The sequence below is a fragment of the Oligella sp. HMSC09E12 genome (assembly GCF_001808505.1).
GTDB lineage: Bacteria > Pseudomonadota > Gammaproteobacteria > Burkholderiales > Burkholderiaceae_B > Oligella > Oligella urethralis.
The window spans coordinates 46,555-72,782 of record NZ_KV793577.1 but is presented as its reverse complement, the minus strand read 5'-3'; the positions used below and the strand labels follow the sequence as shown (position 1 = coordinate 72,782).

21 protein-coding genes are annotated in these 26,228 nt (G+C 46.0%); 14 read left to right on the top strand and 7 right to left on the bottom strand.

What is annotated here, in order from left to right:
• Positions 1-53: 53 nt before the first annotated feature.
• The 5 genes from HMPREF3179_RS06075 (at position 54) to dctP (ending at position 5,902) form a co-directional block, all read left to right on the top strand.
• Positions 54-1,328: a mechanosensitive ion channel family protein gene (locus HMPREF3179_RS06075; protein WP_070470070.1), complete on the top strand. Its 1,275-nt coding sequence runs from the start codon at positions 54-56 to the stop codon at positions 1,326-1,328.
• Between the two features lie 69 nt (positions 1,329-1,397).
• On the top strand, positions 1,398-2,657 hold the full coding sequence (locus HMPREF3179_RS06070) for a DUF2254 domain-containing protein (protein ID WP_048766769.1): 1,260 nt from the start codon (positions 1,398-1,400) through the stop codon (positions 2,655-2,657).
• A 308-nt stretch (positions 2,658-2,965) separates the two neighbouring features.
• Positions 2,966-3,451: a TRAP transporter small permease subunit gene (locus HMPREF3179_RS06065; RefSeq protein ID WP_018025868.1), complete on the top strand. Its 486-nt coding sequence runs from the start codon at positions 2,966-2,968 to the stop codon at positions 3,449-3,451.
• A 3-nt stretch (positions 3,452-3,454) separates the two neighbouring features.
• Positions 3,455-4,777 (top strand): TRAP transporter large permease, encoded by a 1,323-nt coding sequence (locus HMPREF3179_RS06060; RefSeq protein ID WP_070470068.1) that lies wholly within the window; start codon positions 3,455-3,457, stop codon positions 4,775-4,777.
• Positions 4,778-4,798: 21 nt separating this feature from the next.
• Positions 4,799-5,902 carry a TRAP transporter substrate-binding protein DctP gene (gene dctP, locus HMPREF3179_RS06055; protein WP_018025866.1) on the top strand — a complete coding sequence of 368 codons (1,104 nt, stop codon included), beginning with the start codon at positions 4,799-4,801 and terminating at the stop codon, positions 5,900-5,902.
• Positions 5,903-5,978: 76 nt separating this feature from the next.
• Here the strand turns inward: dctP and HMPREF3179_RS06050 are convergent, their stop codons facing one another.
• Both HMPREF3179_RS06050 and HMPREF3179_RS06045 read right to left on the bottom strand, forming a co-directional pair.
• Positions 5,979-7,472, bottom strand: coding sequence for a CoA-acylating methylmalonate-semialdehyde dehydrogenase (locus HMPREF3179_RS06050; protein ID WP_070470065.1), 1,494 nt, complete (start codon positions 7,470-7,472; stop codon positions 5,979-5,981).
• Between the two features lie 47 nt (positions 7,473-7,519).
• Entirely contained in the window at positions 7,520-8,677 is a 1,158-nt protein-coding gene (locus HMPREF3179_RS06045; protein WP_018025864.1) for an iron-containing alcohol dehydrogenase, read from the bottom strand.
• Positions 8,678-8,846: 169 nt separating this feature from the next.
• On the opposite strand from HMPREF3179_RS06045, the gene HMPREF3179_RS06040 reads away from it, so the two are divergent.
• Entirely contained in the window at positions 8,847-9,620 is a 774-nt protein-coding gene (locus tag HMPREF3179_RS06040; RefSeq protein ID WP_208854079.1) for an IclR family transcriptional regulator, read from the top strand.
• 2 nt (positions 9,621-9,622) lie between these two features.
• Here the strand turns inward: HMPREF3179_RS06040 and HMPREF3179_RS06035 are convergent, their stop codons facing one another.
• The 4 genes from HMPREF3179_RS06035 to HMPREF3179_RS06020 are packed head-to-tail and all read right to left on the bottom strand — an operon-like array spanning position 9,623 to position 13,027.
• A complete protein-coding gene (locus tag HMPREF3179_RS06035; protein ID WP_018025862.1) occupies positions 9,623-11,215 on the bottom strand; it encodes an acyl-CoA synthetase in 1,593 nt (530 codons plus the stop codon).
• A 25-nt stretch (positions 11,216-11,240) separates the two neighbouring features.
• Positions 11,241-11,738, bottom strand: coding sequence for a dihydrofolate reductase (locus HMPREF3179_RS06030; protein WP_048766775.1), 498 nt, complete (start codon positions 11,736-11,738; stop codon positions 11,241-11,243).
• A 26-nt stretch (positions 11,739-11,764) separates the two neighbouring features.
• Positions 11,765-12,601, bottom strand: a complete 837-nt coding sequence (locus HMPREF3179_RS06025) for a thymidylate synthase (RefSeq protein WP_018025860.1) — start codon at positions 12,599-12,601, stop codon at positions 11,765-11,767.
• A 3-nt stretch (positions 12,602-12,604) separates the two neighbouring features.
• Entirely contained in the window at positions 12,605-13,027 is a 423-nt protein-coding gene (locus tag HMPREF3179_RS06020; protein ID WP_018025859.1) for an OsmC family protein, read from the bottom strand.
• Positions 13,028-13,689: 662 nt separating this feature from the next.
• Here HMPREF3179_RS06020 and HMPREF3179_RS06015 point away from each other — a divergent pair.
• The 7 genes from HMPREF3179_RS06015 (at position 13,690) to HMPREF3179_RS05985 (ending at position 23,242) form a co-directional block, all read left to right on the top strand.
• Positions 13,690-14,808: an MraY family glycosyltransferase gene (locus HMPREF3179_RS06015; protein ID WP_018025858.1), complete on the top strand. Its 1,119-nt coding sequence runs from the start codon at positions 13,690-13,692 to the stop codon at positions 14,806-14,808.
• 34 nt (positions 14,809-14,842) lie between these two features.
• Positions 14,843-16,117 carry a Vi polysaccharide biosynthesis UDP-N-acetylglucosamine C-6 dehydrogenase TviB gene (gene tviB, locus HMPREF3179_RS06010; RefSeq protein ID WP_018025857.1) on the top strand — a complete coding sequence of 425 codons (1,275 nt, stop codon included), beginning with the start codon at positions 14,843-14,845 and terminating at the stop codon, positions 16,115-16,117.
• Positions 16,118-16,154: 37 nt separating this feature from the next.
• The gene (locus tag HMPREF3179_RS06005) at positions 16,155-17,180 is read left to right on the top strand and encodes an SDR family oxidoreductase (RefSeq protein ID WP_070470062.1); all 1,026 of its coding nucleotides are present in this window, start codon (positions 16,155-16,157) and stop codon (positions 17,178-17,180) included.
• Positions 17,181-17,183: 3 nt separating this feature from the next.
• Entirely contained in the window at positions 17,184-18,530 is a 1,347-nt protein-coding gene (gene murJ, locus HMPREF3179_RS06000; RefSeq protein WP_048766778.1) for a murein biosynthesis integral membrane protein MurJ, read from the top strand.
• A gap of 80 nt (positions 18,531-18,610) precedes the next feature.
• On the top strand, positions 18,611-19,735 hold the full coding sequence (locus tag HMPREF3179_RS05995; RefSeq protein WP_070470060.1) for a glycosyltransferase family 4 protein: 1,125 nt from the start codon (positions 18,611-18,613) through the stop codon (positions 19,733-19,735).
• Positions 19,736-19,746: 11 nt separating this feature from the next.
• The gene (locus HMPREF3179_RS11975) at positions 19,747-22,107 is read left to right on the top strand and encodes a glycosyltransferase (protein ID WP_083290704.1); all 2,361 of its coding nucleotides are present in this window, start codon (positions 19,747-19,749) and stop codon (positions 22,105-22,107) included.
• Between the two features lie 13 nt (positions 22,108-22,120).
• The gene (locus HMPREF3179_RS05985; RefSeq protein WP_036558031.1) at positions 22,121-23,242 is read left to right on the top strand and encodes a glycosyltransferase family 4 protein; all 1,122 of its coding nucleotides are present in this window, start codon (positions 22,121-22,123) and stop codon (positions 23,240-23,242) included.
• Positions 23,243-23,251: 9 nt separating this feature from the next.
• Here the strand turns inward: HMPREF3179_RS05985 and HMPREF3179_RS05980 are convergent, their stop codons facing one another.
• Positions 23,252-24,691, bottom strand: a complete 1,440-nt coding sequence (locus HMPREF3179_RS05980) for a phosphomannomutase/phosphoglucomutase (RefSeq protein ID WP_070470058.1) — start codon at positions 24,689-24,691, stop codon at positions 23,252-23,254.
• A 72-nt stretch (positions 24,692-24,763) separates the two neighbouring features.
• Between HMPREF3179_RS05980 and HMPREF3179_RS05975 the strand changes: the two genes are divergently transcribed.
• The gene (locus HMPREF3179_RS05975) at positions 24,764-26,182 is read left to right on the top strand and encodes an FAD-binding oxidoreductase (RefSeq protein WP_070470056.1); all 1,419 of its coding nucleotides are present in this window, start codon (positions 24,764-24,766) and stop codon (positions 26,180-26,182) included.
• The last annotated feature ends 46 nt before the right edge of the window (positions 26,183-26,228 follow it).

Sequence of the window (26,228 nt, the reverse complement as noted above, 5' to 3'; positions counted from 1 at the left end):
ACAGAAATCCGGTATTTAACCGTTTTTATGCAAAGGTCTCAAGGGAGCTTTTTATGAGAGATAGTATTCTTGGAGTGCTGGAGAGTATTGGTCTAGCTGATAACGCCCTAGTCGTCAAGATTGTATTTCTTCTGTGTATTTTAACTATCACGGTTGTTTATTATTTTACGGCTAAGACCTTGGTCGATCGTATTTTTCGTCGTTTTTTACAGAAGACCAAAGGCTCCTTTTTACCGATTTTAGGGCAGTCAAAAACCCTACATTATCTGTATTTAACCACGGTGATTATGGTCTTCCGTGCGCTCAGCGAGTTGTTGCTTGAGTCACAGGATGATTTTCTACGGTTGATTATGATGGTCGCACGGGTGTTGATACTGATCTTTTCGGCCCTTTCCATTGCCTCCTTTGTTGATGTACTAGGGCGCATGGCAAGACGTAATCATAAGTTGGACGCCTTACCGGTACAGGGTTTTCAACAAACGTTTAAATTAGTGATTGCGGTCATCACCATTATTTTGATTATTTCCGTGCTGATGGGGCAATCGCCGGGCATTGTGATCAGTGGTTTCGGTGCGATGACGGCGGTGTTGATGTTGGTGTTCCAGAGTCCGATTATGGGTTTTGTGGCAGGTATTCAGTTATCAGCTAATAACATGCTCAGAGTAGGGGACTGGCTTGAAATGCCCAAGTACAATGCGGATGGGGATGTGGTGGAAATCGGTTTAACCACGGTAAAGGTGCAAAACTTTGATAAAACGGTCACCACCATTCCAACCTCTGCTTTGATTTCTGATTCCTTTAAAAACTGGCGCGGCATGCAGGAGTCGGGTGGTCGCCGTATTAAGCGTCAAGTGTGTATTGATATTAATAGCATTCGTTTTATCGATGCTGAGGAGTTGCAAAAAATGAGCGGCAGTCGTCGCTTAGCGCAGTACTTAGTTGCTAAAAGTAAAGAAATTTCCGAGCACAATAAGGAGCTTGCTGCAGAGGGGATGGCACGCTTTTTGGATCAGCGCCATTTAACCAATATCGGCACCTTTAGGGCTTATATTGTGGCTTATTTAAAGCAGCACCCGAGGATTCATCAGCATATGACGATTATGGTGCGACAGATGGCAGCCACCGCTGAAGGGGTGCCGTTGGAGGTCTACTGCTTTACCAATACCACCGCCTGGGGCGAGTATGAAACGATTCAAAGCGATATTTTCGATCATATTTTTGCTGTTGCTCATGTCTTCGGATTGCGTATTTTCCAGGCACCTTCCGGTTATGACTGGCGCTGTGTAGCAGAAGCGACTCTGAAGCAAGCGGAAGAGCACGTGGAGTAGTTGTTTTGGGCTAATGGCTAGGCGCAGCGTGCCCGCTTATTAGCCCAAGCTTTATTTTATGTTATCGCTATGTTTTACCGATTGATAGTTAATTTGCGTAAACCTGGCAATCAGTTATGGTTAATGCCAACGGCCGGTGCCTTGTTGGCGTTGTTGATTGCCGCTGCCGCTGCTTGGGTCAATGTATTTGTGCCACCAAGCTTTTTGCCGGACATTGATTTAGATACCCTGCAGAGCTTATTGGATGTGATTGCTTCCAGTATGTTGGCGGTCAGTACCTTTTCTTTATCCATTATGGTGTCGGCTTTTTCCTCCGCCTCCAATGGTGCTACACCGCGTGCCACCGAATTGGTCATGAGTGATGATAATACACGGATGGCAATTGCTAGTTTTATTTCGGCTTTTATTTATGCCATTATTGCCAGAGTTGCGTTGGGACTGGGCTACTATGGACAAAATGGTCGTTTTGCCTTATTTATTGCCACATTATTTGTATTGCTGTATTTGATCATTACGCTGATTCGTTGGGTGCATACTTTATCGTTATTGGGGCGTTTAGCGAATACGCTGAGTAAGATTAAAGCCGCTACGCAAAAGCCCTTGCGTGAAGTGCGTCTACGACCCAACTTAGGCGCGACTTGGCAAGGCACCGTGGATGACAGGGCAAAAGCGCTGAGGCACAACAAGAGCGGTTTTTTAACCCATATTGATTTAGCCGGTTTACAAAAAAAGGCTGAAGATAGTGACTGCTATTTGCATATTATGGTGCGCCCGGGAGAAATGATTCTCCCTAGTACGGTGTTGGCCTTAGTGCAATTCAGGTCGAATGATGATAGTGAGCAGGCGCTAGCCAATATGAGGAGTTGTTTTGTGGTGGATGTGGCGCGCAGTTTTGAGCAGGATCCGGCATGGGGCTTTTTAGTAATGAGCGAGGCGGGGCAGCGCGCTTTGTCACCCGCCGTTAACGATCCGGGTACAGCGATTCAAGTGATGTATGATTTGATGTCTTTACTGATTGAGGAGGTAGAGACAGATGAAGCACAGGCCTCGGACTCAGGCTTCGATCGCTTATCGATTGTCGCTATTGACTATCAAGAATGGTTGGTGGATGCTTTCTTGCCTTTAATGCGCGATGGTGGGCATATGCTTGAAGTGAATTTGGTGATGCAAAAGGTGTTGGCAGGCATTGCCCAGCATGCGCCTGAATCTGGTGTGCGTCATGCCGCAAAAGAGGTGGCGGAGGTGGCGCTTGAGCGCGCTGAAAAGGCGCTAGTATTTGATGCGGACCGGCAACGGCTGCGTGAAAAGCATGAGCGTCTTTTTGCTTGAGGGGGTGGGCTAATAGTTTATCAGACACCATAAAAAACAGTTCTATTTGATACTAACTCATTGATTCGTAGGGTAATGAAAAGCTGTCTCGACAAAAATGATGAATAAAGGAGAAAGTTGGGTGGCTTTTTAATTTTGTAAATTTATTAGTTCGTCGTCACGACCTCGGTTCGGACGGCGAATTTTTATTTGTACTAAAGCAATGATGTAAAACAGGGATAAGTACTAGCTTGCGAGCAGTTGGAAGGCGATGTACAGTTAGTTACTGTCTATTACTATATATTGGAATGTACACATAAAGGGGGCCCATGATCATACGAATTATTGATGTGATAAATGAGGTGATTGGGAAAATAGTGTCTTTCATAGCCATTATTTTTGCAGTCATCATTATCTATGAAGTGTTTATGCGTTACGCCTTACATCAACCCACCCGATGGTCATTTGATGTTACAAAGCAGCTTTACGGTTTTTATTTTATGATGTTGGGTGCTTATGCCCTAAAGCACCAGGCTCATGTGCGTGTAGATCTTCTGGTCCAGCATTTATCAAGAAGAGCGCAGAAATGGGTAGACATTGCTGGATACCTTATCTTTTTCTTTCCTTTTAGTTGGATATTCTTAACTCGCAGTTATGAGTTTGCTATGCGTTCAGTAGCACAGGCAGAAACTACTTATGGTGCTGTGCAATTGCCCATTTATCCACTAAAAATTTCGATGGTTGTTGCCGCTGCTCTGTTGCTTTTGCAAGGAGTGGCTGAAGTGCTTCGCCTGCTGTTTAAAAAGGATGTATAGCTCATGTCAGGTGAATATATTGCATTAATTATGGGTGGCCTACTTTTGGTAGGTTTATTTATGGGGCACCCCCTAGCTTTTGTCTTGGGCGGTGTTGCGGTATTGGGGGCGTTTATTGCTGGCAAGCCGATGGTCTTGGGTATTGTGATCAACCGTATTTATGGTGACGTGCTTGATAACTATACCTTAATTGCCATCCCTTTGTTTATTTTAATGGCACGATTTTTATCGGATTCAGAAGTCACAGATAAGATGTTTGAAGCCCTACGTCATTTGCTTTCACGCGTGCGTGGGGGCTTGGCTTTGGCTGTTGTGTTTTTATCCATGCTGTTGGCAGCAACGACTGGAATTATAGGCGCATCAATTACTGTCACTGGTATGATGGCATTGCGTCCAATGCTTAATTACGGCTATAGCCCGCGACTTACAACGGGTGTGATTGCGGCTTCTGGTTGTTTAGGTATTTTAATCCCACCGTCAATTATGCTGATTTTAATGGCCAGTTATTCACCTTTATCTATTGGTGAGTTGTTTGCCGGGGCATTGATTCCTGGTCTTTTACTAGGTCTGTTATATGCCGCATGGGTGGTGTTTGTTGCTTGGCGTGACCCAGCCAGTGCGCCGTCTGTGGAGCCTGAAGAGAAAATTAGTCGTGCTGAATTGACGAAGATGCTTATTATTGAAGCCGTGCCACCTATTTTGTTGATTTTGGGTATTTTGGGCTCAATGCTTCTAGGTGTTGCAACGGCCACCGAGGCTTCTGCCATTGGTTGTTTGCTGTCGTTTATTTTTGTGGTACTTCGCGGAAAGTTTCGCTGGCGGATGTTTTTGAGTGCGCTTTATGAGACAGGTCGTACCTCTGCAATGATTTTATTTATTGTGGTAGGAGCGGCTGCTTTTACCGGGGTATTTAATATCACGGGCGGTTTAAGTGCAGTGCAGGAATTGATGCGAAGTCTGGATATGGCACCTTGGGCTTTGATTATTGTGATGTTATTTGTCGTTTTTGTCTTGGGTTGTTTCCTTGATTGGACCGGTATCGTGCTTTTATCTTTCCCGATCTTGTTACCTTTAGTTCAAGAAATGGGTATTAGCATTTTATGGTTTGTTGTGTTGGTAGCAGTGCTTCTTCAGACTTCTTTCCTAACGCCACCATTTGGTTACGCTTTGTTTTATTTACGGGCAATAACGCCTAAATCGATCCAAACGATTGAAATTGTTAAGGGGGTTATTCCTTTCATTTTCATCGTTATTTTAATGTGTATTTTATGCGCTATTTTCCCAGGTTTAATTACTTGGTTACCTCAAGTGTTATATGGGAATTAATTTATAAGATAAGGAGACAAAATGTCATTAATTAAAAAAACAGTACACGTATTAGTAGGAACTGCTATTTTGGGTGGCATGGGTTTAGCACAGGCAGCACCAAAAAAGTGGACGATGACCAGTACATGGCCAGCTTCTATTGAGTTGATTGAAACTGATAAGAAATGGGTGGAATTAGTTAATAAGCTTGCCGGCGATGAATTACAAATTGAATTCTTTGAGGGTGGCTCGCTAGTGCCAAGTGGTGAGGTTTTTAGTGCGGTAGAATCAGGCACTATTGAAGCAGGTGCAGATTGGCCGGGTTATTGGGCTGGTCGTAACCCCGCATTTTCTCCTTTAGCAACGCACTCCAGTTTGTTTAATGCAATGGATTATGCTAACTGGATTAATGAGTGGGGCGGTGCCGAAATGTATAATGAAATTTTCGGCAAGTATGGTATGGTGTATCTGCCATTTAATGTCACCAATAATGAATCAGGCTTCCATACAGTTGATCCTGTTCGTAATATCGACGAAATTAAAGGTAAGCGTTTACGCTTATCTGGCCTAGAACAAGGTCAAGTGCTTGAAAAGATTGGTGGTACCCAAGTTTCTATGGCGGGTCAGGAGCTTTATCAATCACTAGAACGAGGCGTAATTGATGGCGCTGAATTCTCAACCCCTAATGTTGATGTGTCTGCTGGCTTACATCAGGTGACTAAGCATTGGACTACCCCAGGTTGGCACCAATCGGCTTCTGTTTTTGGCGTGATGATCAATAAAAAGGCTTGGGATGCTTTAAGTCCTGCTACTCAGGAAAAGCTTAAGATTGCAGCTCAAGCCACGATGATGTGGGGTATCACTAATTCAGAAAAACAAGCACTTAAGGGTGTTCGTACCTTCCAGAAAGCAGGTGTAGAAATCCATCGCTTTAGTGAAGAAGACTTAGAAGCTATTCAGAAAGTAACTAACGAAGTGATGGTTAACGTTGCTTGCAGTAACCCTGATGCTGCTAAAGTCTACGCAAGTCAGATAGAGTATCTTCATGACTATAAAGATTGGCGTGAAATGTCTAAGCCTTTTAATTTAGGTCGTAGTATTGAGGGTCCAGATTTAGAGAAAATCAAGGCTTGCGCATCGAAGTAATTTTTAAAGGTTGGTCTTTTCATACATAACAATAAAGCACCTATTTAGGTGCTTTATTGTTAAGACTAAGTTCAGACTACAGTGTTGGCATTGAAAACTGAACCCCTTCACGAACTGATGCACTCGGCCAACGTTGTGTGATGGTTTTACGACGAGTAAAGAAGCGTACACCATCTGACCCGTACATAAATAAATCGCCGAATAAAGAGCGTTTCCATCCGCCGAAACTTTGATAAGCAACGGGTACTGGCAAGGGGATATTAATACCAACCATGCCTACCTTAATATTGTCACTAAAATATCGAGCTGCTTCACCGTCACGAGTATAAATACAAGTGCCGTTTCCGTATTCATGCTGATTAATTAGTTCCATGGCTTCTTCCATTGAGCTAACACGCATCACTTGTAATACGGGACCAAATATCTCAGCTTTATAGCTATCCATATCTTTAGTGACATGGTCCAAAAGCGTGGCGCCAACAAAAAAACCATTCTCATACCCTTCAGGCTTGGTATCAGTGCCGTCAACAACAAGAGTTGCACCTTGCTCAACACAACTGCGTATATGAGCGATAACTTTGTCTTTGTGCTCAGCTGTGATAACCGGCCCAAAATCATTGCTGGCGTCGTGGTAGGCGCCGACTTTCAGTTTCTCAATTGCTGCACTCAACTGAGCAATCATTTTGTCGGCAATTTCGTCGCCGACAGCAACCGCGACTGAAAGTGCCATACAACGTTCACCGGATGAGCCGAAAGCCGCACCCAATAATGAGTTAACGACATTGTCTAAATCGGCATCAGGCATCACAATTGCGTGGTTTTTAGCACCGCCCAAGGCTTGACAGCGCTTGCCATGAGCAGTAGCTTTACTGTAAATATATTCGGCGATGGGTGTGGAGCCTACAAAGCTGATAGCCTCTACATCTCTATGTTCTAGTAAAGCATCAACCGTTTCTTTGCTACCGTTGACTAAGTTAAGTACACCGTCAGGTAGTCCAGCCTTTTTCATTAACTCAACAACAAATAGGGTGGCACTTGGATCTCGTTCAGATGGTTTTAAAACGAAAGTATTGCCGCAAGCAATTGCTAGTGGGAACATCCATAGTGGAACCATCACCGGGAGGTTAAATGGTGTGATGCCAGCAACAACACCGAGCGGGTGGAATTGACTCCAAGAATCAATTTCAGAACCTACATTGCGGCTGTGCTCACCCTTAAGTAGTTCAGGGATGCCGCAAGCAAACTCAACGTTTTCAATAGCGCGCTGTAATTCGCCGCGAGCGTCATGGACAATTTTTCCGTGTTCCTCGCCGATTAAATGACAAATTTCATCTGCGTGATGCTCAAGAAGTTCCTTATACTTAAACATGATACGCGCTCTTTGTATGGGCGTGGTTTTGCTCCACGTTGGAAAAGCAACTTTAGCGGCTGCTACAGCTTGATCAATAGTTTTAGTATTGCCAAGCAGAACTTCTCTGCTGATAATCCCTTTTGCCGGGTTATATACTGGCTGGCTTCTCTCACCATCAGTTATTACTTGGCCGTTTATATAATGACCTACTTTTTGCATTGACTTCTCTTTGATTACATTAAGTATTTATAAGTCATTGGAACCGCTTACCATAGTCCATGGTATAAGTTCAGCATTTCCTCTTTGGATGGTATGCGTGGGTTGTTATTAGGCGAACCTGATGCAAAAGCCTGTTCAACCATTGTTTCTACTACGCAATCAAACTTTGTTTTTTCTACGCCGAACTCAGCTAAGGTGGGCACTTGTAGTTCTTGATTTAAATCCTTCAGAAATTCAATTAGTTTTGCATTGGCTTGAGCAACTCCATCGTCCTCATTGGCAACACCTAAAGCCAAGGCACATTCTGCATAACGTGTTGCGGCCAATGGTATTGAGAACTCAGTGACTGAGGGGAGTAACATTGCATTAGAAAGTCCATGAGGTACATGAAAAAAAGCACCAATAGGACGACTCATACCATGCACTAAAGCTACGGATGAATTGCTGAAGGCAATACCAGCTAGGGTTGAACCTAACATCATTTTTTCACGCGCTTGTTCATCATTACCATTGTGATAGGCTCTTTTAATATTGGGGCCAATTAAGCGCAAAGCGGCAAGACATTGCTGATCGCTAAAGGCATTACGTTTTTGACTGACATATGCCTCAATCGCATGGCACATTGCGTCAATACCTGTGTCGGCTGTTGTACGTGGTGGTACACTGAGTGTTAAGCTGTAATCAATAATTGTGGCAATCGGCATAAATGCAATGCCAACGCAAAGCAACTTCTCATTGTTTGCTTCATCTGTGATAATTGTGAACTTTGTCGCTTCAGATCCAGTGCCCGCTGTGGTTGGAATAGCAATAATAGGCAGATTTTCTTCGTTTACTATGCGTGGAAATTTGTAGTCACCTATCACGCCCCCGAACTTTCCTAAAATGCCGATTGCTTTGGCGCTGTCTATGGGGCTACCGCCGCCCAAGGCAATCAGGCAGTCAAAATCACCGTTTTTTAATATGTTAACACCACCCATAATTGAGGTGTCAGTTGGCTCTGGGATGGTGTCGTCAAAGACTTCGGTAGTAAATTGTTGAGCATCCAAAACGGTTTGTATTCTTTTAACGTAGCCAAGTTGTACCATCATCTTGTCTGTTACAATCAAAGGCTTCGAAACTCCAAGGGATTCCATAATTGCAGGTAATCTCTCACAAGCGTTTTTGCCTACTTCCATAATACGCGGCAGGATAATGGTATTAGCCATACTTAGTCTCCTAAAGGATAGAGTAAGATATTAAATTTGGTTGGTTTTTATTTTTTATAGTGATACGATTTGTATCGTTATAATTGTATTTTATGGTAATTATGTTAGGAATAGATCTAGGGGTTATTCTAGGTTTTTAACGACAGCGTTGATGCAAGGGGTCGCCTCGGTGAAAAGAAAAAAGGGTTCTAGTGTTGAACGGGTAATGCAGATTATAGAGATGGTTGCTGAGGCTCCTCGTCCAGTCAGCCCGGCCGAACTTGCTTTAGAATTGGATATTCCTAAACCCAGTATTCACCGCCTTGTCAATCAATTACAAGAAGAAGGTTTTTTAACCTTAGATGTGCAAGGTGGGGTGATTTGTGGTCATCGAACTCATAAGTTGATGATGAGTTTACTAAAAAGTAATTTTATTTATAAAACAGAGCGTCAAGCTGTTTTGCAAAAACTCAGCAATAAAATTCAGGAAACGGTGGGGATTGCATTTATCCAGGATTTAGAGATTGTTTATATGGATAGGGTGTTATCCAATTGGCCTTTGCAAATTAATATACCTGAGGGTCATCGAATACCAATATGGGCTAGTGCTAGTGGTAAGCTGCTTTTGTCCTATATGTCGGTAGCACAGCAAAAAAAAATTATTGATAGTATGCCAATACGTGTTTTGACAAAAAACACAATTATCGATAAGGATGAACTGATTAACTGTCTGAAACACACGAATAAAAATGGCTATGGGGTGGATAATGAAGAGTTTATCCCTGGTATGGTGGCATGCTCTGTACCTGTACCTAATGGTGATAAAACACCCTTCGCAACGATTTTTACTCATGCACCCACTGTCAGAAAATCAATGGATGAACTGCTCAGCTATTTAGATGATATGCATTTAGCTGCGGCTGAGCTCGCCGCTATTTTTGCCAGATTAGAAAAAGATAGTTAGGACTATGCTTTTAAATTACGTAATTCTTTACGGATGATTTTGCCCGTAGTCGTCATTGGCAGTTCATCCAAAAAATGAATTTGTCGCGGATATTCGTGTGCTGCGACCCGAGTACGTACGTGGTCCTGTAAATCCTTTTTAAGCTGCTCGCTTGCTACATAGCCTTCTTTTAGTACAACAAATGCTGTGACAATCTCTGTGCGATCTGGATCCGGGATACCGATAACCGCCGCCATACTGATAGCAGGGTGACTTAGTAGTCCGTCTTCAATTGGACCAGGGCCGATACGGTATCCAGCGCTAGTAATTACATCATCATCGCGCCCTATAAAAAAGAAATAAGAGTCTTCATCCATCACGCCACGATCACCGGTGAGTAGATATTCACCATTAAATTTTTGCTTAGTGGCTTCAGGGTCGTTCCAATAGTAGAGGAACATCACTGGGTCAGGTTTTAAGACAGCAATATCACCTTCTTCACCCGCAGCGACGGGCTCACCTGCGGAGTTGATAATCGTAACATGATGGCCGGGTACAGCTTTACCCATACTGCCGGACTTAGGGGCAAACTTTTTCGCACAACTAGAAACAATCATATTGCACTCGGTTTGACCATAAAACTCATTGATTATGAGATTTAAATTGTCTCGGCCCCAGTCAAGTAGTTCTTTCCCGAGTGTTTCACCACCACTAGCGATTGAACGTAACTTTAATTGTGACCACCTTTGCTGTGGTTTTTCTAAAAATCGCAGCATTTTAAGCGCAGTTGGTGGTAAAAAAGTATGGGTGATTTGATGTTTGTTCATTAAACTAAAAGCATCTTCTGCGTTGAATTTAGAGGCGCGAGAGGCAACTACAGGGCGTCCGTGATGCCATGCCGGCAAAAGCAAATCTAATAGTCCACCAATCCAAGCCCAGTCTGCGGGTGTCCAGAAAATGGTATCATCACTATCCATCTCATTGTTGTGGGAAGTTTCAACGCCAGGTAAATGACCGAGTAACACCCTGTGTGCATGGCAGGCACCCTTTGGTTTACCGGTAGTGCCTGAAGTGAAAATAATGATAGCAGGATCTTCGGCGAGGGTATTTGCGACTTCAAAAGTTAGTGGTTGAGCATTAAGCTCAGACCAGAACGAAAGAGCCTTTTCATCGCTATACTCTTGATTGATATTAAAAATATTTTTTAAACAAGGAATTTCACTACGTATCGTATTGATTTTATCTAAGCCGCCCTGATCGGTAATTAGGGTAGTAATTCCGGCATGAGCGATTCTAAAACTAAGCGCATCCAAGCCGAACAAAGCAAATAGCGGAACGGCAATAGCACCTAACTTATAAGTCGCTAAATGAGCAATGCCGGTTGCCAAACCCTGAGTTAATAAAATACCAACACGATCGCCTTTTTTTACGCCAGCCGCTTTAAGTGCATTGGCAAATTGATTAGAAAAATCACGCAGTTGATCAAAACTGTAGTGCTTGGTCTCACCAGCAACTTCTTCTATTAGTGCTAATCGTCCACTACCGTCGGCCCATTTATCACACGTGTCGACAGCAATATTGTAATACTCAGGTATTTGCCAAGAAAATCTGCTCATTTTTAACCATCCCTCCAAATTAAAATCACACACGCTCATACACAACAAAGTCAAAATCATAATTATTGTCAATAGGTTGGGGGCTACGGCTAACTTCCTTCCAAGTGTTTTTATCTAGTGCTGGAAAGGCGGTATCACCCTCAATCTTATTGTGAATTTCAGTGGCATAGACTTTATTAACCACATCAGCTGCCAGCGCTTCGGCATAAATCTGCCCACCGCCGATAATAAAAATATCCTGCGCTGGTGCTTTTTCTTTGGCTAGGGCAATGGCAGCGTCGAGATCAGCAACGAGTTCAGCGCCTTCGGCGATATAGCTGGCATCACGGCTAATCACAATATTCAAACGCCCTGGAAGGGGGCGCCCTAAGGACTCCCAGGTGATACGGCCCATAATAATCGGCGCACCCATGGTGGTCTTTTTAAAATAGGCTAAATCCGCAGGGATGTGCCAAGGCATTTGTCCCTGCAGACCAATGATATTATTTTTTGAATAAGCCACAATAATATTAATACTTGACATGCTTAATTCCTTTGTAAAGCGCTATTTTATACCGCCACTGGCGCCTTGATATGTGGATGGTGCTGATAGTTTTCAAACTCAAAATCTTCAAAGCGATACTCGAAAATTGAGTCAGGTTTGCGCAAAATCTTTAATTGAGGGTAGGGGTAGGGTTCACGCGATAATTGCTCCTTGACCTGCTCAAAATGGTTGGAGTAAATATGGGTATCGCCCCCAGTCCAGATAAATTCACCGACCTCTAAGCCACATTGCTGAGCAATCATATGGGTGAGTAGTGAGTAGCTCGCAATATTAAAAGGCACGCCTAGGAAAATATCGGCGCTGCGTTGATACAGTTGACAAGACAGCTTGCCTTCTGCCACATAGAATTGAAATAAGCAGTGACAGGGCGGTAACTTCATCTCATCGATATTTGCCACGTTCCATGCCGCCACAATATGACGGCGTGAGTCAGGATTGCTTTTGAGCTGCGCCATTAACTGTGCAATTTGATCGATGCTGCCACCGTCTGGTGTTGGCCAACTGCGCCATTGGACTCCATAAACGGGACCCAATTCCCCCGCTGCATCAGCCCATTCATCCCAAATCGTTACCCCATGCTCCTGTAACCAACGAATATTAGAATCACCACGTAAAAACCATAGTAATTCATAAATCACGCTGCGCAAGTGGATTTTTTTTGTAGTAACGAGCGGAAAGCCCTGTTGTAAATCAAAGCGCATCTGATAGCCAAAATGTGAGCGTGTGCCGGTGCCTGTGCGATCCGACTTGTCAACACCATGGTCAAAGACAAAGCGCATCATTTGCTCATACTGATCAGAGCGAGCTGCCTGATTGCTAGTGAAAATATCCTGTGAACTCATTACTTAAACTTCCTCAATCCGATAGGAATGTGTAATTTCAGCGGTTTTATTTAGCATGGCCACGGCGGAACAATACTTTTCATGGCTTAGATTAATGGCGCGTTCGACCACTTTGTCCTGCAAGTCGCGACCGCTGACGATAAATTCGAAGTGAATTTTGGTAAATACCTTGGGATCTGTTTCAGCACGTTCCGAGGTGATATTTAAACGACAACGGCGAATATCCTTGCGGCTGCGTTGTAAAATCATCACCACATCATAGGCTGAGCAGGCACCGGCGCCGCTTAGCAAGGTCTCCATGGGGCGAGGGGCCAGATTATTACCGCCGCCCTCGGGCGGTCCATCCACGGTTAAGGTATGACCACTACCGGTTTGGCAAACAAATAACATACCCTCGGGACCATTCCATTCGACAGAACATTGCATAATCTGATTTCCTTATAGCTATTCTTAAGATTCAATCGTATCTAACATTATGCCGTTTTAGTAGCGCTAATGGGTTATTTGATGGCTAAAAGAGGGCTAAAAATTAGCGGCTCCAGGGTATGGGTTTGTTGTTGTATTGAAGTTTTTTTGAAAAATGTCAAAAATACAACAATCACATCGTACACCTAGGGTTTTCATTAGTTTTTTCTTGCAACGCAACAAAAACTTTGTTAATATTTAATTGTTGTCGGGTTATTAGGGTTTGTCCTATAGCTCGCAGTGATTTAAACTGGAGTTTGATTAGTTTTCTCCTTACTAACTCAGACTTTAGTTTATGCAGATGTCTCCTCCACCCTCCTCCTTTGGTGGATTTGCCCGGAATCTTTTGATTCCGGGTTTTTTTTTGCAAAAAATTTGTCGCCCTAATGCTCAGTCGATGTAAGGACGGCTGACCAAACGTCTGTTTTTATCAACAATGGCTGAACATGTCCAATAAATAACAATTCATCGTTGTTGCAAATTACAATATCTTTTAATACCTTAATACTCCCTCAGCTGTTAGACTTGCAGCACACAGGGTAGAGGCATTAAGTGGGCGTCAGTGCAAATGACTTACTTAAGTGCCTTTTTCAACTAATTCATTCTTTTTATAGTAGAACGTAGTGACAGAAGCTTGGCAATATCTTTTGATTTGTATTGTGGCTTTTTCGGTGGGCGGTTTGATTATCGCCTCCGAGCGTTGGCATGGGCGCTTTACTGGTGACTCTGATCTGAATAAGCCACAGGCCTCGCATGTACGGTCCACGCCGCGTATTGGTGGCTTAGCCGTGTTTGCGGGGACCTTGGCGGGCTTGTTGGTTTTAGGGAGGCCGGACAATACTACGCTCAATTGGTTTTGGCCAGCGCTATTTGTGGCTGCCATGCCGGTATTTGTGGCAGGTATTTTAGAGGATATTACCAAGGACATCGGTGCGGGTAAGCGTTTATTAGCAGCCTTTGCATCGGCTGCCATTGCCTGGTGGTTTTTTGGTGGCGTCTCCCGTGTAGGCTTTGAATGGCTTGATTGGGTGCTTAGTTTTTGGCCGGTATCTTTACTCTTTACTATGGTAGCGGTCGGTGGCTGTACCCATGCCATGAATTTAATTGATGGGATGAATGGTCTTGCCGGCATGGTCTCTTGCTTAATTGCCATTTCACTGGCCTTAGTAGCCTATCAGGTCAATGATACGGCAATTTTTGTCATCGCTTTAGCCATGGCTTCTGCGGTGATGGGCTTTTTGGTGTGGAATTTTCCCTTCGGGCGCGTCTTTTTAGGCGATGGTGGCGCTTATTTTATCGGCTTTATGTTGGCTGAGTTGGCGGTGCAATTAGTAGCGCGCAATCCTTCGGTATCACCTTTTTATGCCATTGCGGTGCTGTTTTATCCGGTTTTTGAAACCATGTTTTCGATTTGGCGTCGTCGCTTTATCCGTAAAGTGCGGGTAGATCAACCGGATGCCTTGCATTTACATCAATTAATTTTCCGCCGCTTAGTGAGAGTGACCTTCAGTCGTGATAGTCGCGACAGTGTACCGGCCTTATGTAATGCCTTAACCTCACCTTATTTGTGGGTACTGTGTTTGATTGGTTTAGTACCCGCCACGATTTTCTGGGATCAGGCATGGTTCCTATGCTTGTCTATGTTTGTGTTCTCAGTGCTATATTTGTGGCTGTACTCGCGTTTAGTGAACTGGCGTTGTCCGCGTTGGTTGTTATTACCCTCTGTGTTTAGTCGCAGATAAATGATATGTATTATTGTGTTGTTAGGAGTTTGCCTTGAAGTTGGAAGATATTAAACTTGCAGTGATTGGTCTAGGCTATGTGGGTTTGCCACTGGCCGTGGAGTTTGGTAAAAAGCGTTCGGTGATTGGTTTTGATATTAACCGTCAGCGCGTTGAGGAATTACAAGGCGGTCATGATCATACGCTTGAAGTCGGGTCCGAGGATTTGGCAGCAGCAACGCATTTGCGTTATGCCCACGATCCTGAGGAATTACGCGAGGCTAATGTATATATTGTGACGGTACCAACACCGATTGATGCGTATAAGCGTCCTGATTTGACCCCCTTAATTAAGGCCTCGGAGATGTTGGCTAAGGTCTTGCAGCGGGGTGATATTGTGATTTATGAATCCACGGTTTACCCCGGGGCGACTGAGGATGATTGTGTGCCAGTGCTAGAGCAGTTTTCTGGTCTTAAGTTTAATCAGGATTTTTTTGCCGGCTATAGTCCGGAGCGTATTAATCCAGGTGATAAGGAGCGTCGCGTTAGCAATATTGTGAAGGTGACTTCAGGCTCTACGCCCGAGGTGGCAGCCTTAGTTGATCAGTTGTATCAGCAAATTATCACCGCCGGTACGCATCAGGCACCGAGTATTAAGGTGGCTGAAGCGGCCAAAGTGATTGAGAACACACAACGTGATGTCAATATTGCCTTAATTAATGAATTAGCGATCATTTTTAATCGTATGGGCATTGATACGGAAGCCGTGCTAAAAGCTGCCGGCACCAAGTGGAACTTCTTGCCATTCCGTCCGGGTTTGGTGGGTGGTCATTGTATTGGTGTGGACCCCTATTATTTAACCCATAAAGCGCAGTCTATTGGTTATCATCCCGAGATTGTGTTGGCGGGTCGTCGTTTAAATGACAGCATGGGTACCTATGTTGTGGCTCAGCTGATTAAAGCCATGACAAAAAAGCGAATTCAGGTGCAAGATTCTCGCGTCTTAGTCATGGGTTTGACTTTTAAGGAAAATTGCCCGGATCTGCGTAACACACGGGTAGTGGATATTATTCATGAACTGGCCGAATACAATATTAACGTTGATGTCTATGATCCATGGGTAGATCCAGAAGAGTGTGAGCGTGAATACGGTATTAAACCCATTCAAAGCCTAGCAGAGGGCGTGTATGATGCGATCATACTGGCGGTGGGGCATCATCAATTTAAAGCGATGGGGGCAGCTAAAATCCACGCCACCGGTAAACCTGAGCATGTACTGTACGATCTCAAATATCTCTTTGATGAGTCTGAGACTGATTTGCGTCTGTAGTCTTTGTGGGTTTGCTTAATTTATTTTTAACATCGTTATGAGTACTAAATTTGAAGCAGTCAAGCAACAACTCCTAGCCCAACCCAAAACATGGTTGGTTACGGGTTGTGCTGGTTTTATCGGCTCCAATCTATTGGAGTTTTTATTAAAGCATCAGCAAAAAGTCGTGGGTGTGGATAATTTTTCCACCGGCTTTCAGCATAATCTTGATGAAGTGCAAGCTCAGGTGACGCCTGAACAGTGGGCGGGTTTTCGCTTTATTGAGGGCGATATACGTGATTTGGCGACGTGTCGTGAAGCGGTCAAGGGCGTGGATTATGTCTCTCATCAGGCAGCCTTAGGCTCGGTGCCGCGCTCCTTAAATGACCCGCTCACAAGCAATGCGGTCAATATTGACGGTGCCTTAAATATGATGGTGGCGGCGCGTGATGAGGGGGTACAGTCCTTTGTTTTTGCAGCCTCTAGCTCGACCTATGGTGATCATCCGGCGCTCCCTAAGCAGGAGCCGATCATTGGTAATCCCTTGTCGCCTTATGCGGTGACTAAGTATGTCAATGAATTATACGCCCGTGTTTTTGCCATGAGTTATGGTTTTAAATCCATTGGTTTGCGTTATTTTAACGTCTTCGGTAAGCGTCAAACGCCGGACGGCGCATATGCGGCCGTGATTCCTAAGTGGACGGCGGCGATGATCCACGGTGAGCCAGTGGTGATTAATGGCGATGGCGAAACCAGTCGCGACTTTTGCTATATCGATAATACGGTGCAGGCAAATATTCTCAGCTCCTTGCAGATGCCAGACTCTGGTTTTGAAGTGTATAACGTGGCCCTAAATCACCGTACCTCACTCAATGAGCTTTTTGGCTTTTTACAGGAGCTGTTGCAGGAAAATGGCATTGCTTATGAGCAAGCGCCTATTCACCAGGACTTTAGAGCAGGTGATGTGCGACATTCCCAAGCCGATATCTCTAAAATCACTCAGCAACTGGGTTATCAGCCAACGCATAGTATTCGAGAGGGCTTGGCTGAGGCTATGCCGTGGTATATCAATTTTCTGAAGTAAGTCGTGTTGTCTAAGCGTCTTAAAGCTCTGGACGGAGACCACCTGCGAATTGCCAAAGGCGCTTTGCGGGTGGCTTTTTTCTTGTTTATCGGGAAAATAGCGGGTGCGCTCAAAGAAATGGCGGTGGCAAATCGCTATGGGGTGAGTGATGTGGTCGATGCCTACCAGTTCACCATGACCATGAGTACCTGGTTGCCGAGCACCTTGGTGGGCGTTTTTTCGATGGTGCTAATTCCTAGCTTTGTGAAGTTGCGGCATGATGTTGAAGCAGAGCAGCATCGCTTTATTTCCCAATGTGAGGGCATCTTATTGCTGCTCGGGGTGTTGCTAAGCGGCTTGACTTTTTACTTATGGCCATGGGTGCTAACGCATGCGGCCGAGGGCTTTAGTGCGGAGACCAAGGCCTTGAGTCAACGCATGATTTATGGCTTTGCCCCCACGGTGATTCTGATTCTGCTGATTGGCCTCAGTATGTCCCGCTTAAGAGCGCGTGAAAAACATATTAATACTTTATTAGATAGTTTGCCTGCGCTCTTTATTTTGTTGTGGATTTTACTGAGTCCAGGCGATACCTCAGTGGTGCCTCTGTTATGGGGTACCTTATTAGGCTATCTGGTGCAGGCATTCGTTTTACAAATATTAGCCGCGCGGGCTGAACCGCATCGCGCTTGGTTTAAGCCCTCGATTAGTCTATCGTCACCGTATTGGGCGGCGGTGATTAGTGCTGCCGGTGTGATGTTAATCGGGCAGGTCGCCATGAGCTTTGTGGGACCCTTGGATCAAATGATTGCCGCAAAACTCGGTGATAATGCGAATGCCACTTTGGGTTATGCGGCACGGGTGCTATCGTTAATTATCGGCTTGGGGGCAGCCTCAGTGGGGCGTGCCGCTTTGCCGGTATTGGCCGATGTACAGGCACAAGGTGAGTATACCAAAGCGCGTTCAATGGCCCTGAAATGGGCCTTGGGGATGATGGGGCTTGGCGTGTTGGCGGTGCTAGTGCTGTGGTTATTGAGTCCTTACTTGGTGCAATTACTCTTTCAACGTGGTGCCTTTAGTGCGGACAATACTGCTACTGTCACCTCCGTCATGCGTTATGGCTTATTACAACTCCCTTTTTATTTTGGCGTGTTGATTTTAGTTCAATTGATGGCCAGTCAAAATCGCTATACCTTGATGGCAGCCATCGCCGTGGCAAATTTCGCACTTAAAGCGGTATTAAGTTTCTACTTAGCTCCTATCATGGGTGCTGAGGGTATTATGTTGGCCACAGCCATGATGTATTTACTATCTTTTTGCTGTTATTTTGTGGCAGTGACGGTGATTAAGCCAGGATTTGTGAAAATCTGAAACGGATCGGTATTGTGATAGCCAAGCTGGGACAAATTACTTAAAATTACGATGGGCGTGCTTAAGTTTCAATAGGTTTTATGTTAAGGAATCAATTACATAGTCGCATTCTGCTATATATTCCCTCGTTGCGTGGTGGGGGAGCGGAGCGTGTCGCTGTTGAGTTGGCTAGGCGTTGGGCGTACGATGGCTATGAGGTGATTGTATTGACGCAAGCGGATCCCGCCACCGATGTTTACCCATTGGATGCGCGCGTGCAGCGCGTCAGTTTGGATACTTTCGGTAGGACTGGTTTGTTTGCGCATTTGACGCAGATTCGACGCCTACGTCGTGAGCTTAAGCGTTATCGTCCAGATCTCTTGGTGTCTTTTATGACATCCGGGTCGATCTTTGCGGTGATAGCGGCGATGGGCTTACCTTGTCAGGTGATTGTGACGGAGCATGCTTATCCACCTTTTCAAAAGCTGTCAAAGCATTGGCAGCGTCTCAGACGATTTTTTTATCCTAAAGCTGCGCGCGTTGTTACCTTAACCCAAGCGACTGCCGATTATTTAAAAAAAGAGATTCCCAAAGCCTCCTTTTGCGTAATTCCAAATGCGGTGCAATGGCCTCTGGAGCAGCATGAACCTAGAGTGCAAATACCCAAGGGGGAGGGTAAAAAATGGCTCTTAGCCGTCGGTAGGCTGCAGCCCGTCAAAGGCTTTGATTTATTGATTAATAGCTTTGCTAAGTTTGCTGACGCCTATCCCCAGTGGGATTTATTGATTTTAGGTGAGGGGCCAGAGCGTGATAGTTTAGCGCAACAAATTGAGCGTGCTGGTCTGCAACAACGTGTCTTTTTAGTAGGGCGTGTTGGTAATATGCAGTGGTGGTATAGTCAAGCTGATTTATTTGTGCTGAGCTCGCGCTCCGAGGGTTTATCAAATAGTCTGCAAGAGGCGATGTCCTGTGGTTTGCCTTGCGTGGCTTATGACTGTGATGTGGGTCCACGCGAATTAATTCGCCATGATATTGACGGCTATTTGGTGTCGCAAACCGAGTCCGTTGATGCACTAAAAGACAGCATTGTCAGCTTGATTCGAGACCCTCAACGCATGGAGGATTATGCTCGGCGTGCGGTAGATATGCGTGACCGCTATAGTATGCGCCGCATTAGCGGTATGTGGCATAAGCTCTTCCAAGACGTCTTACAAGATAAACGCTAAAAGGCCATCCAATGCAGCCACTTGACGCCGCAGTAGCCGGCAGAAAAATCCTTATACTGATCAGCTCAATGAACGTCGGTGGCGCCGAACGGGTGGTGGCCACCTTGGCGAATAATTGGGTGCGTCTAGGTCATGAGGTACGAATTGTGCCTTGTTTTGCGCAAGGCACCGGTCAGTCTTTTTACCCCCTTGATGAGCGTATTGATTTGCATTGGCTGGCCCAAGACCTACCTCAGTCCAAGCTACTGGCTCGTTTGCTTAAGCCCTTGGTGCTGCGTCGTTTGCTTAAACAATGGCAAGCGGATGTGGTCGTTTCTTTTTTAACAAATGTCAATGTCACGGCGCTGCTAGCGACGCTCGGCCTAACACAACCGGTCATTGTTTGTGAACGCACCGATCCCTTATCAGAAAGCCATTTGCCACTGATATTGAGAAAGCTTAGAAAAGTGCTTTATCCCAAAGCGGCTGCGGTGATGCTACAAACGCAGGCTGCCGCTAGCGATTATGCAGCGTTAAATCCCGCCATTAAGCAGGTGCCGACCATTGCTAATCCGCTATCTGATGCTTTGGTGGCGGAATTAAGTGCAAGCGCAAGCGCTCAAGCAAGGTCGGAAGCAGCTCAGTCGCCGCCTAAGGTATTATTGGCGATGGGGCGCTTGGTGCCGATTAAGCAATACGCTTTTTTAATCAATTGCTTTGCGGCAGTGGCCAAGGATTTTACCGATTGGCAATTGCATATTTATGGCTCAGGTCCCTTAGCGGAATCCTTGCAAGCGCAGATTGATGAGCTAGGCTTATCAAATCAAGTGCTATTAAAGGGAGCGACCAAAACGCCCTGGCAATGTATGCGTGCTGCTGATGCCTTTGTAATGGCTTCTGAGCGTGAAGGCTTTCCTAATGTGTTATTAGAGGCCATGGCGAATGGCTTAGCCTCGATTGCCATTGATTGCCCCTATGGTCCAGCCGAGGTTAGCCAAGGGGGTAACTTGGCCCTATTAGTGCCATTCTCCAAGAACCGTGCAGGGCACTATGATCACAGCACGCAGGCGGCATTTATTGATGCCTTAAGAAAGTTGCTGGCAAATGATACGCTTAGGCAACGTTTGGCGGCAGAGGGTCAAGCCTATGTGCTTAAGGAATACGCCACTGAACGCATTTTGCAGCATTGGGAGGCCTTGTTTCAAACCTTAGGGATTAAGTCCAGTGTGACTGCGCAAAGCCCAGCGCCTAAGGGTTTAAAGGTGTTGCATTTAATCAGTGGTTTAGGCCATGGTGGCGCAGAAACGGTGCTGCAGCGCTTGGTGACTCATGCTAAAAAAGATCAGCATTGTGTGCTTAGTATGCAGGATGAGGGGGTGATTGGCCCCGCACTGCGGGCAGCGGGTATTGAATTGCATTGCTTAAACATGCCACCCGGCAAAATGTCCATCGGCGATTTTATGCGCCTACGCAAGACCTTAAAGCAGTTAGCTCCCGATGTGGTGCAATGCTGGATGTATCATGCCGATATGGTGGGTGGTTTGGCAGCGCGTTTGGCGGGTATTAGGACGGTGCTTTGGGGGGTGCGTAACTCCGGCGATAATCTAGCCAGCAGTAGCCGTTCCTCCTATATTTTAGCCCGCTATTTTGCTTGGACTTCGTATTTGATTCCCCGTTTGATTGTGGTCTGTGCCGAGTTGGCAGCACAGCGGCATCGTGCCTGGGGTTATCAAGCTGCTAAAATTCGTGTGATTCCTAATGGCTATGATCTTAGTCGTTGGCAGCCAGCAAGCCCTGCACATAAAAAGGCCATGCGAGAGCAGTTGGGTCTGGCCATTGAGGATGAGGTGATCGGCTTTGTGGCTCGTTGGAATCCATTAAAAAATCATGCCAATTTGATTCAAGCGATGGCACGCTTGCAAGCACAGCGTCCAGGTCTTAAATTATTGCTTATCGGTGAGGGCTTGGATAGCAGTAATGCAGAGCTCATGGCGCTCTTGGCTGAGGCTCAATTAGTGGTGGGGCAGCAGGTGTTGCTGCTCGGACGGCGGGATGATGTGCCTGCCTTAATGCCTATTTTAGATCTGCATGTATTAGCGAGCTTGGCCGAGGGTTTTCCCAATGTGGTGGCCGAAGCCATGGCTTGTGAAGTGCCAAATGTGGTCACCAATGTAGGCGATGCCGCCTTTATTGTAGGGGAGGTAGGTTGGGTCGTGCCACCACAGGATGCGGCTGCCCTAGCGCAAGGCATTGATCAAGCACTGACGTTTTTAACCGGTGCTGAAGCCGCTCAGTTTAAGCGGCAATGCCGTCAACGGGTATTGGATAATTTCAGTCTACCCAAAATGGTTCAAGCCTATGAAGCAGTTTGGCGTGAAGCCATAGACAAATAAGGGAACGGTACGTATGCAAAAAATACTTATGGTGGTCAATAACCCAGCATTTTTTCTCTCCCACCGTTTAAATGTTGCACTAGCCGCTAAGGCGCAAGGTTACCAGGTGGTGATTGCCACCATGGATGGTCCGGCAGTAGCCACGATTAAAGCGCATGGCTTTGAGCATGTGGTATTCCCAATGCGTCGTAGTGGCATGAACCCCGTGATTGAGTTAGCGAGTATCTGGGCGCTTTATCGAATGTTTAAGCGGGTACAACCGGATTTAGTGCATTTGGTAACGATTAAGCCGCTGCTTTACGGTGGCATTGCCGCTCGTTTAGCTGGCATCAAGGCGGTGGTCTATGCGGTCTCCGGCATGGGTTTTTTATTTACCGGTGAGCGCAGCCAATTGAATGTGGTTAGCTTGATTACACGTCAACTCTATCGTTTAGCGCTAGCGCACCCGAATAGTCGCATTATTGTGCAAAATACAACGGATAAAGCCACCTTGCAATCGATGACACAGCTTAAGGATGAGCAATTAGTATTAATCCGTGGTTCGGGGGCGGATTTAAATCATTATCAATACTTGCCGGAACCCCCGGCCCCACCTATCGTGGTGACGATGGCAGCACGCTTACTACGAGATAAAGGGGTTAGGGAGTTTGTAAGTGCAGCGCGTCTTGCTAAGGCCCAAGGGCGTGATGATATTATTTGGCAATTAGCGGGGAGTCCCGATCCTGGTAATCCTGCCTCTATTAGCGAGCAGGAGCTGGCCCAATGGCAGCGTGAGATTCGCTATTTAGGTGAGGTGGAGGATATCGCTGAGCTGTATAGTCAATCTCACATTGTGACCTTGCCCTCCTATCGCGAGGGCTTACCAAAGTCCTTAGTTGAAGCTGCTGCCTGCGGTAGGGCGGTGGTGACGACTGATGTGCCGGGTTGTCGAGATGCCATCGAGAGCGGCGTCACCGGTTTTTTAGTGGAAGTGTGTGATGCTGAAGCACTCTATGAGGCGGTGTTGAAATTGGCAGACGATGAGGAATTACGTCAATCCATGGGGCGTGCCGGTCATCAATTGGCTTTGGAGGAGTTTGACGAAAAGCTGATCGCAAATAAGCAAGTAGCCCTTTATCAGGCACTACTTGCTTAATCTATTGGCTTAGAATGGCAATTCACTCTGCGGTCTAATTGCTAAAATAGCTGCTCTAAACTCTGCTTTAATACGTCTTAACGCCTCCTCATTCTGTGCCTCAAAGCGTAGTACCACCACCGGGGTAGTATTGGAAGCACGTGCTAAGCCAAAGCCGTCAGCATATTCTGCGCGTACGCCATCGATTTGATTGGTACTGAGTGCGCTAGGGAATTGGCCCTCACGCTGTAGTCGTTCAATCAAGGCATGTGGCTCGCCTTCTTGCATGGCTAGCTTTAGTTCCGGTGTGGAAAGATCCTGCGGTAGTGCTGCTAGGGTGCCATTCGGATCCTCGACTTGGGAGAGAATTTCTAATAAACGAGCGCCCGCATATAGACCGTCATCAAAGCCGTACCAACGCTCTTTAAAGAAGATATGACCACTCATTTCACCGGCTAAGGGGCTGCCGATTTCGGCCATTTTTGCTTTGACCAACGAGTGACCGGTCTTCCACATTAAAGGCTTACCGCCGGCAGCTTTAATCGCTTCACCGACATGCCGACTGCATTTCACATCATAAATAATGGTGCTGCCAGGAACGCGCTTTAATACATCTCTTAAAAAGAGAATTAATTGGCGATCGGGCCAGATAATCTCACCGCTTTTAGTGACCACACCCAAGCGGTCGGCATCCCCGTCAAAGGCTAAGCCAAGCTCACAATCGGTATTTTGTAGATGCTTGATAATCGCTTGTAAGTTGTTTGGATCGGCTGGATCGGGGTGGTGATTAGGAAAGCTACCATCGACCTCACAATAGAGTTCATCAACTTCACAGCCCAAGGCTTGAAAAAGCTTGGTGGCCGACACCGCACCTACGCCATTACCACAATCAATAACGATTTTCATGGGGCGGGCTAATTTGACATCACGGCTAATACGGGCAATATACGCTTCGATCACATTCTCTGCAGTGGCTTGGCCCTGCGCCTCGGGTGTACGCTCCGCTGCACTTGCTGTACCGCTTAAGGCCTGCATCTCTCTATGCAGTGAGGAAATATCTTCGCCGTAAATGGCCTTGCCGTCTAGCATGATTTTAAAACCATTGTAGGCGGGCGGATTATGACTGCCGGTAATGGCAACCGCTAGGCCGATGGCATGCTCAGCTGCCTGATAATAAACCATCGGCGTAGGCACCATGCCGATATCCAGCGTATTGATACCCTCAGCACGCATGCCTGCCGTGAGTGCCGCTGCGAGTTCGGGACTGCTGTGCCGGCCATCATAGCCCACCACGGCCTCATGAATGCCCAGTGTCAGTGCGCGTTGTGCCAAGGCGCGCCCTAGTAACTGCGCAAACGGGGCATTTAATTCGCTGGGCACAATGCCGCGAATATCATAGGCTTTATAGACTTGTGGCGGGAGCTCGAGAAATTGTGTCACAAAATCACCTTTGCATGAAGTACAGTACATTAAACAGTTAAAGAAGTATAATACCAGTACATTAGGATATGTCCGCATTTCATCTATTATTTAGGTTTCATAATGAGTTTAATCAATGATTTAGTTAGTATCGTCGGCGCCGAGCACGTATTAGAGGGTGAGGAAGCGGCGCCATATTTAAGCGATTGGCGTAATCGCTACAAGGGTCGTGCCCAAGCGGTGGTTCGTCCGGCTAATACGCAGGAAGTGGCTGATGTTGTTAAGCTATGCGCTCGTTATGAAGTGCCGATGGTGACACAGGGTGGTAATACAGGCCTTTGCGGCGGTGCCACCCCGAGTAACAAAGGCGATGCGGTGCTGATTTTGATGACTCGTCTAAACCATATTCTTAACGTCGACACGGTTAACGATACCATCACGGTACAGGCGGGTTGTATTTTGCAACAGGTACAGGAGGCCGCCGCTAAGCATGAGCGTTTATTCCCGTTAAGCTTGGCCGCCGAGGGGAGTTGCACTATCGGTGGTAATCTTGCTACCAATGCTGGTGGCACCCAGGTGCTACGCTATGGTAATGCCCGCGATTTAGCCTTAGGTCTTGAGGTGGTGACACCCGAAGGCGATATTTTGAATGGTCTTAAGGGCTTACGCAAGGATAATACCGGTTACGACTTACGCAATTTATACATCGGTAGCGAGGGTACCTTAGGTATTATTACGGCGGCGACCTTAAAGCTGTATCCACAGCCGGCTGCCGAGTGCACTGCCTTAGTTGCCTTTGAGTCCTTGGAAGATGCCTTATATATGCTGAACTATTCACGCAAAGGCTTTGCCTCACGCTTGGAGGGCTTTGAGTTGATGTCGGACTATTGTCTGAAAATTGTGAATGAGTGCTTCCCTGAGCAGTCCTTGCCATTGAGTTTGGATTATCCTTGGTATGCTTTAATTCATATTGCCGACAGCGATAGTGAGGAGCAGGCACGCGAGATTTTCCACCGTGTGTTAGAGCAAGCCTTAGAGGACGATATTATTCAGGATGCAGTTTTAGCCGAGTCCTTACAGCAGGCGCATGATTTGTGGCATTTGCGTGAGAGTATTCCTTTGGCTGAAGCCATGGTAGGTCAAGGGATTAAAAACGATATTTCAGTACCTATCTCCAGAATTGCGCCTTTTGTGGATGATACCAATACAGCCTTACAGTCATGGTACCCAGGCGTGCGACACATTATTTTCGGTCATTTAGGTGACGGTAATTTACATTATAATATCGGTGCCCCGGTTGGCGAAGAAGAGGGCTTTTTATCGAAGCAGGAAGAGGCCTTTAAAATCGTTTTTGATAGTGTGGTTGACTACGATGGTTCAATCAGTGCTGAGCATGGTATCGGTCAGCTCAAAAAGGATATGCTACCTGACTACAAAGACGAGGTTGAGATCGCTGTGATGCGCAAAATTAAGCGCGCACTTGACCCCCTAGGTTTGATGAACCCAGGTAAAGTCATTGATAGCGTGGATTTTGATTATTAATTGAGTCCAAGGCTTAATCTCATAGCAGACCCGGTAAGCGAGTTTT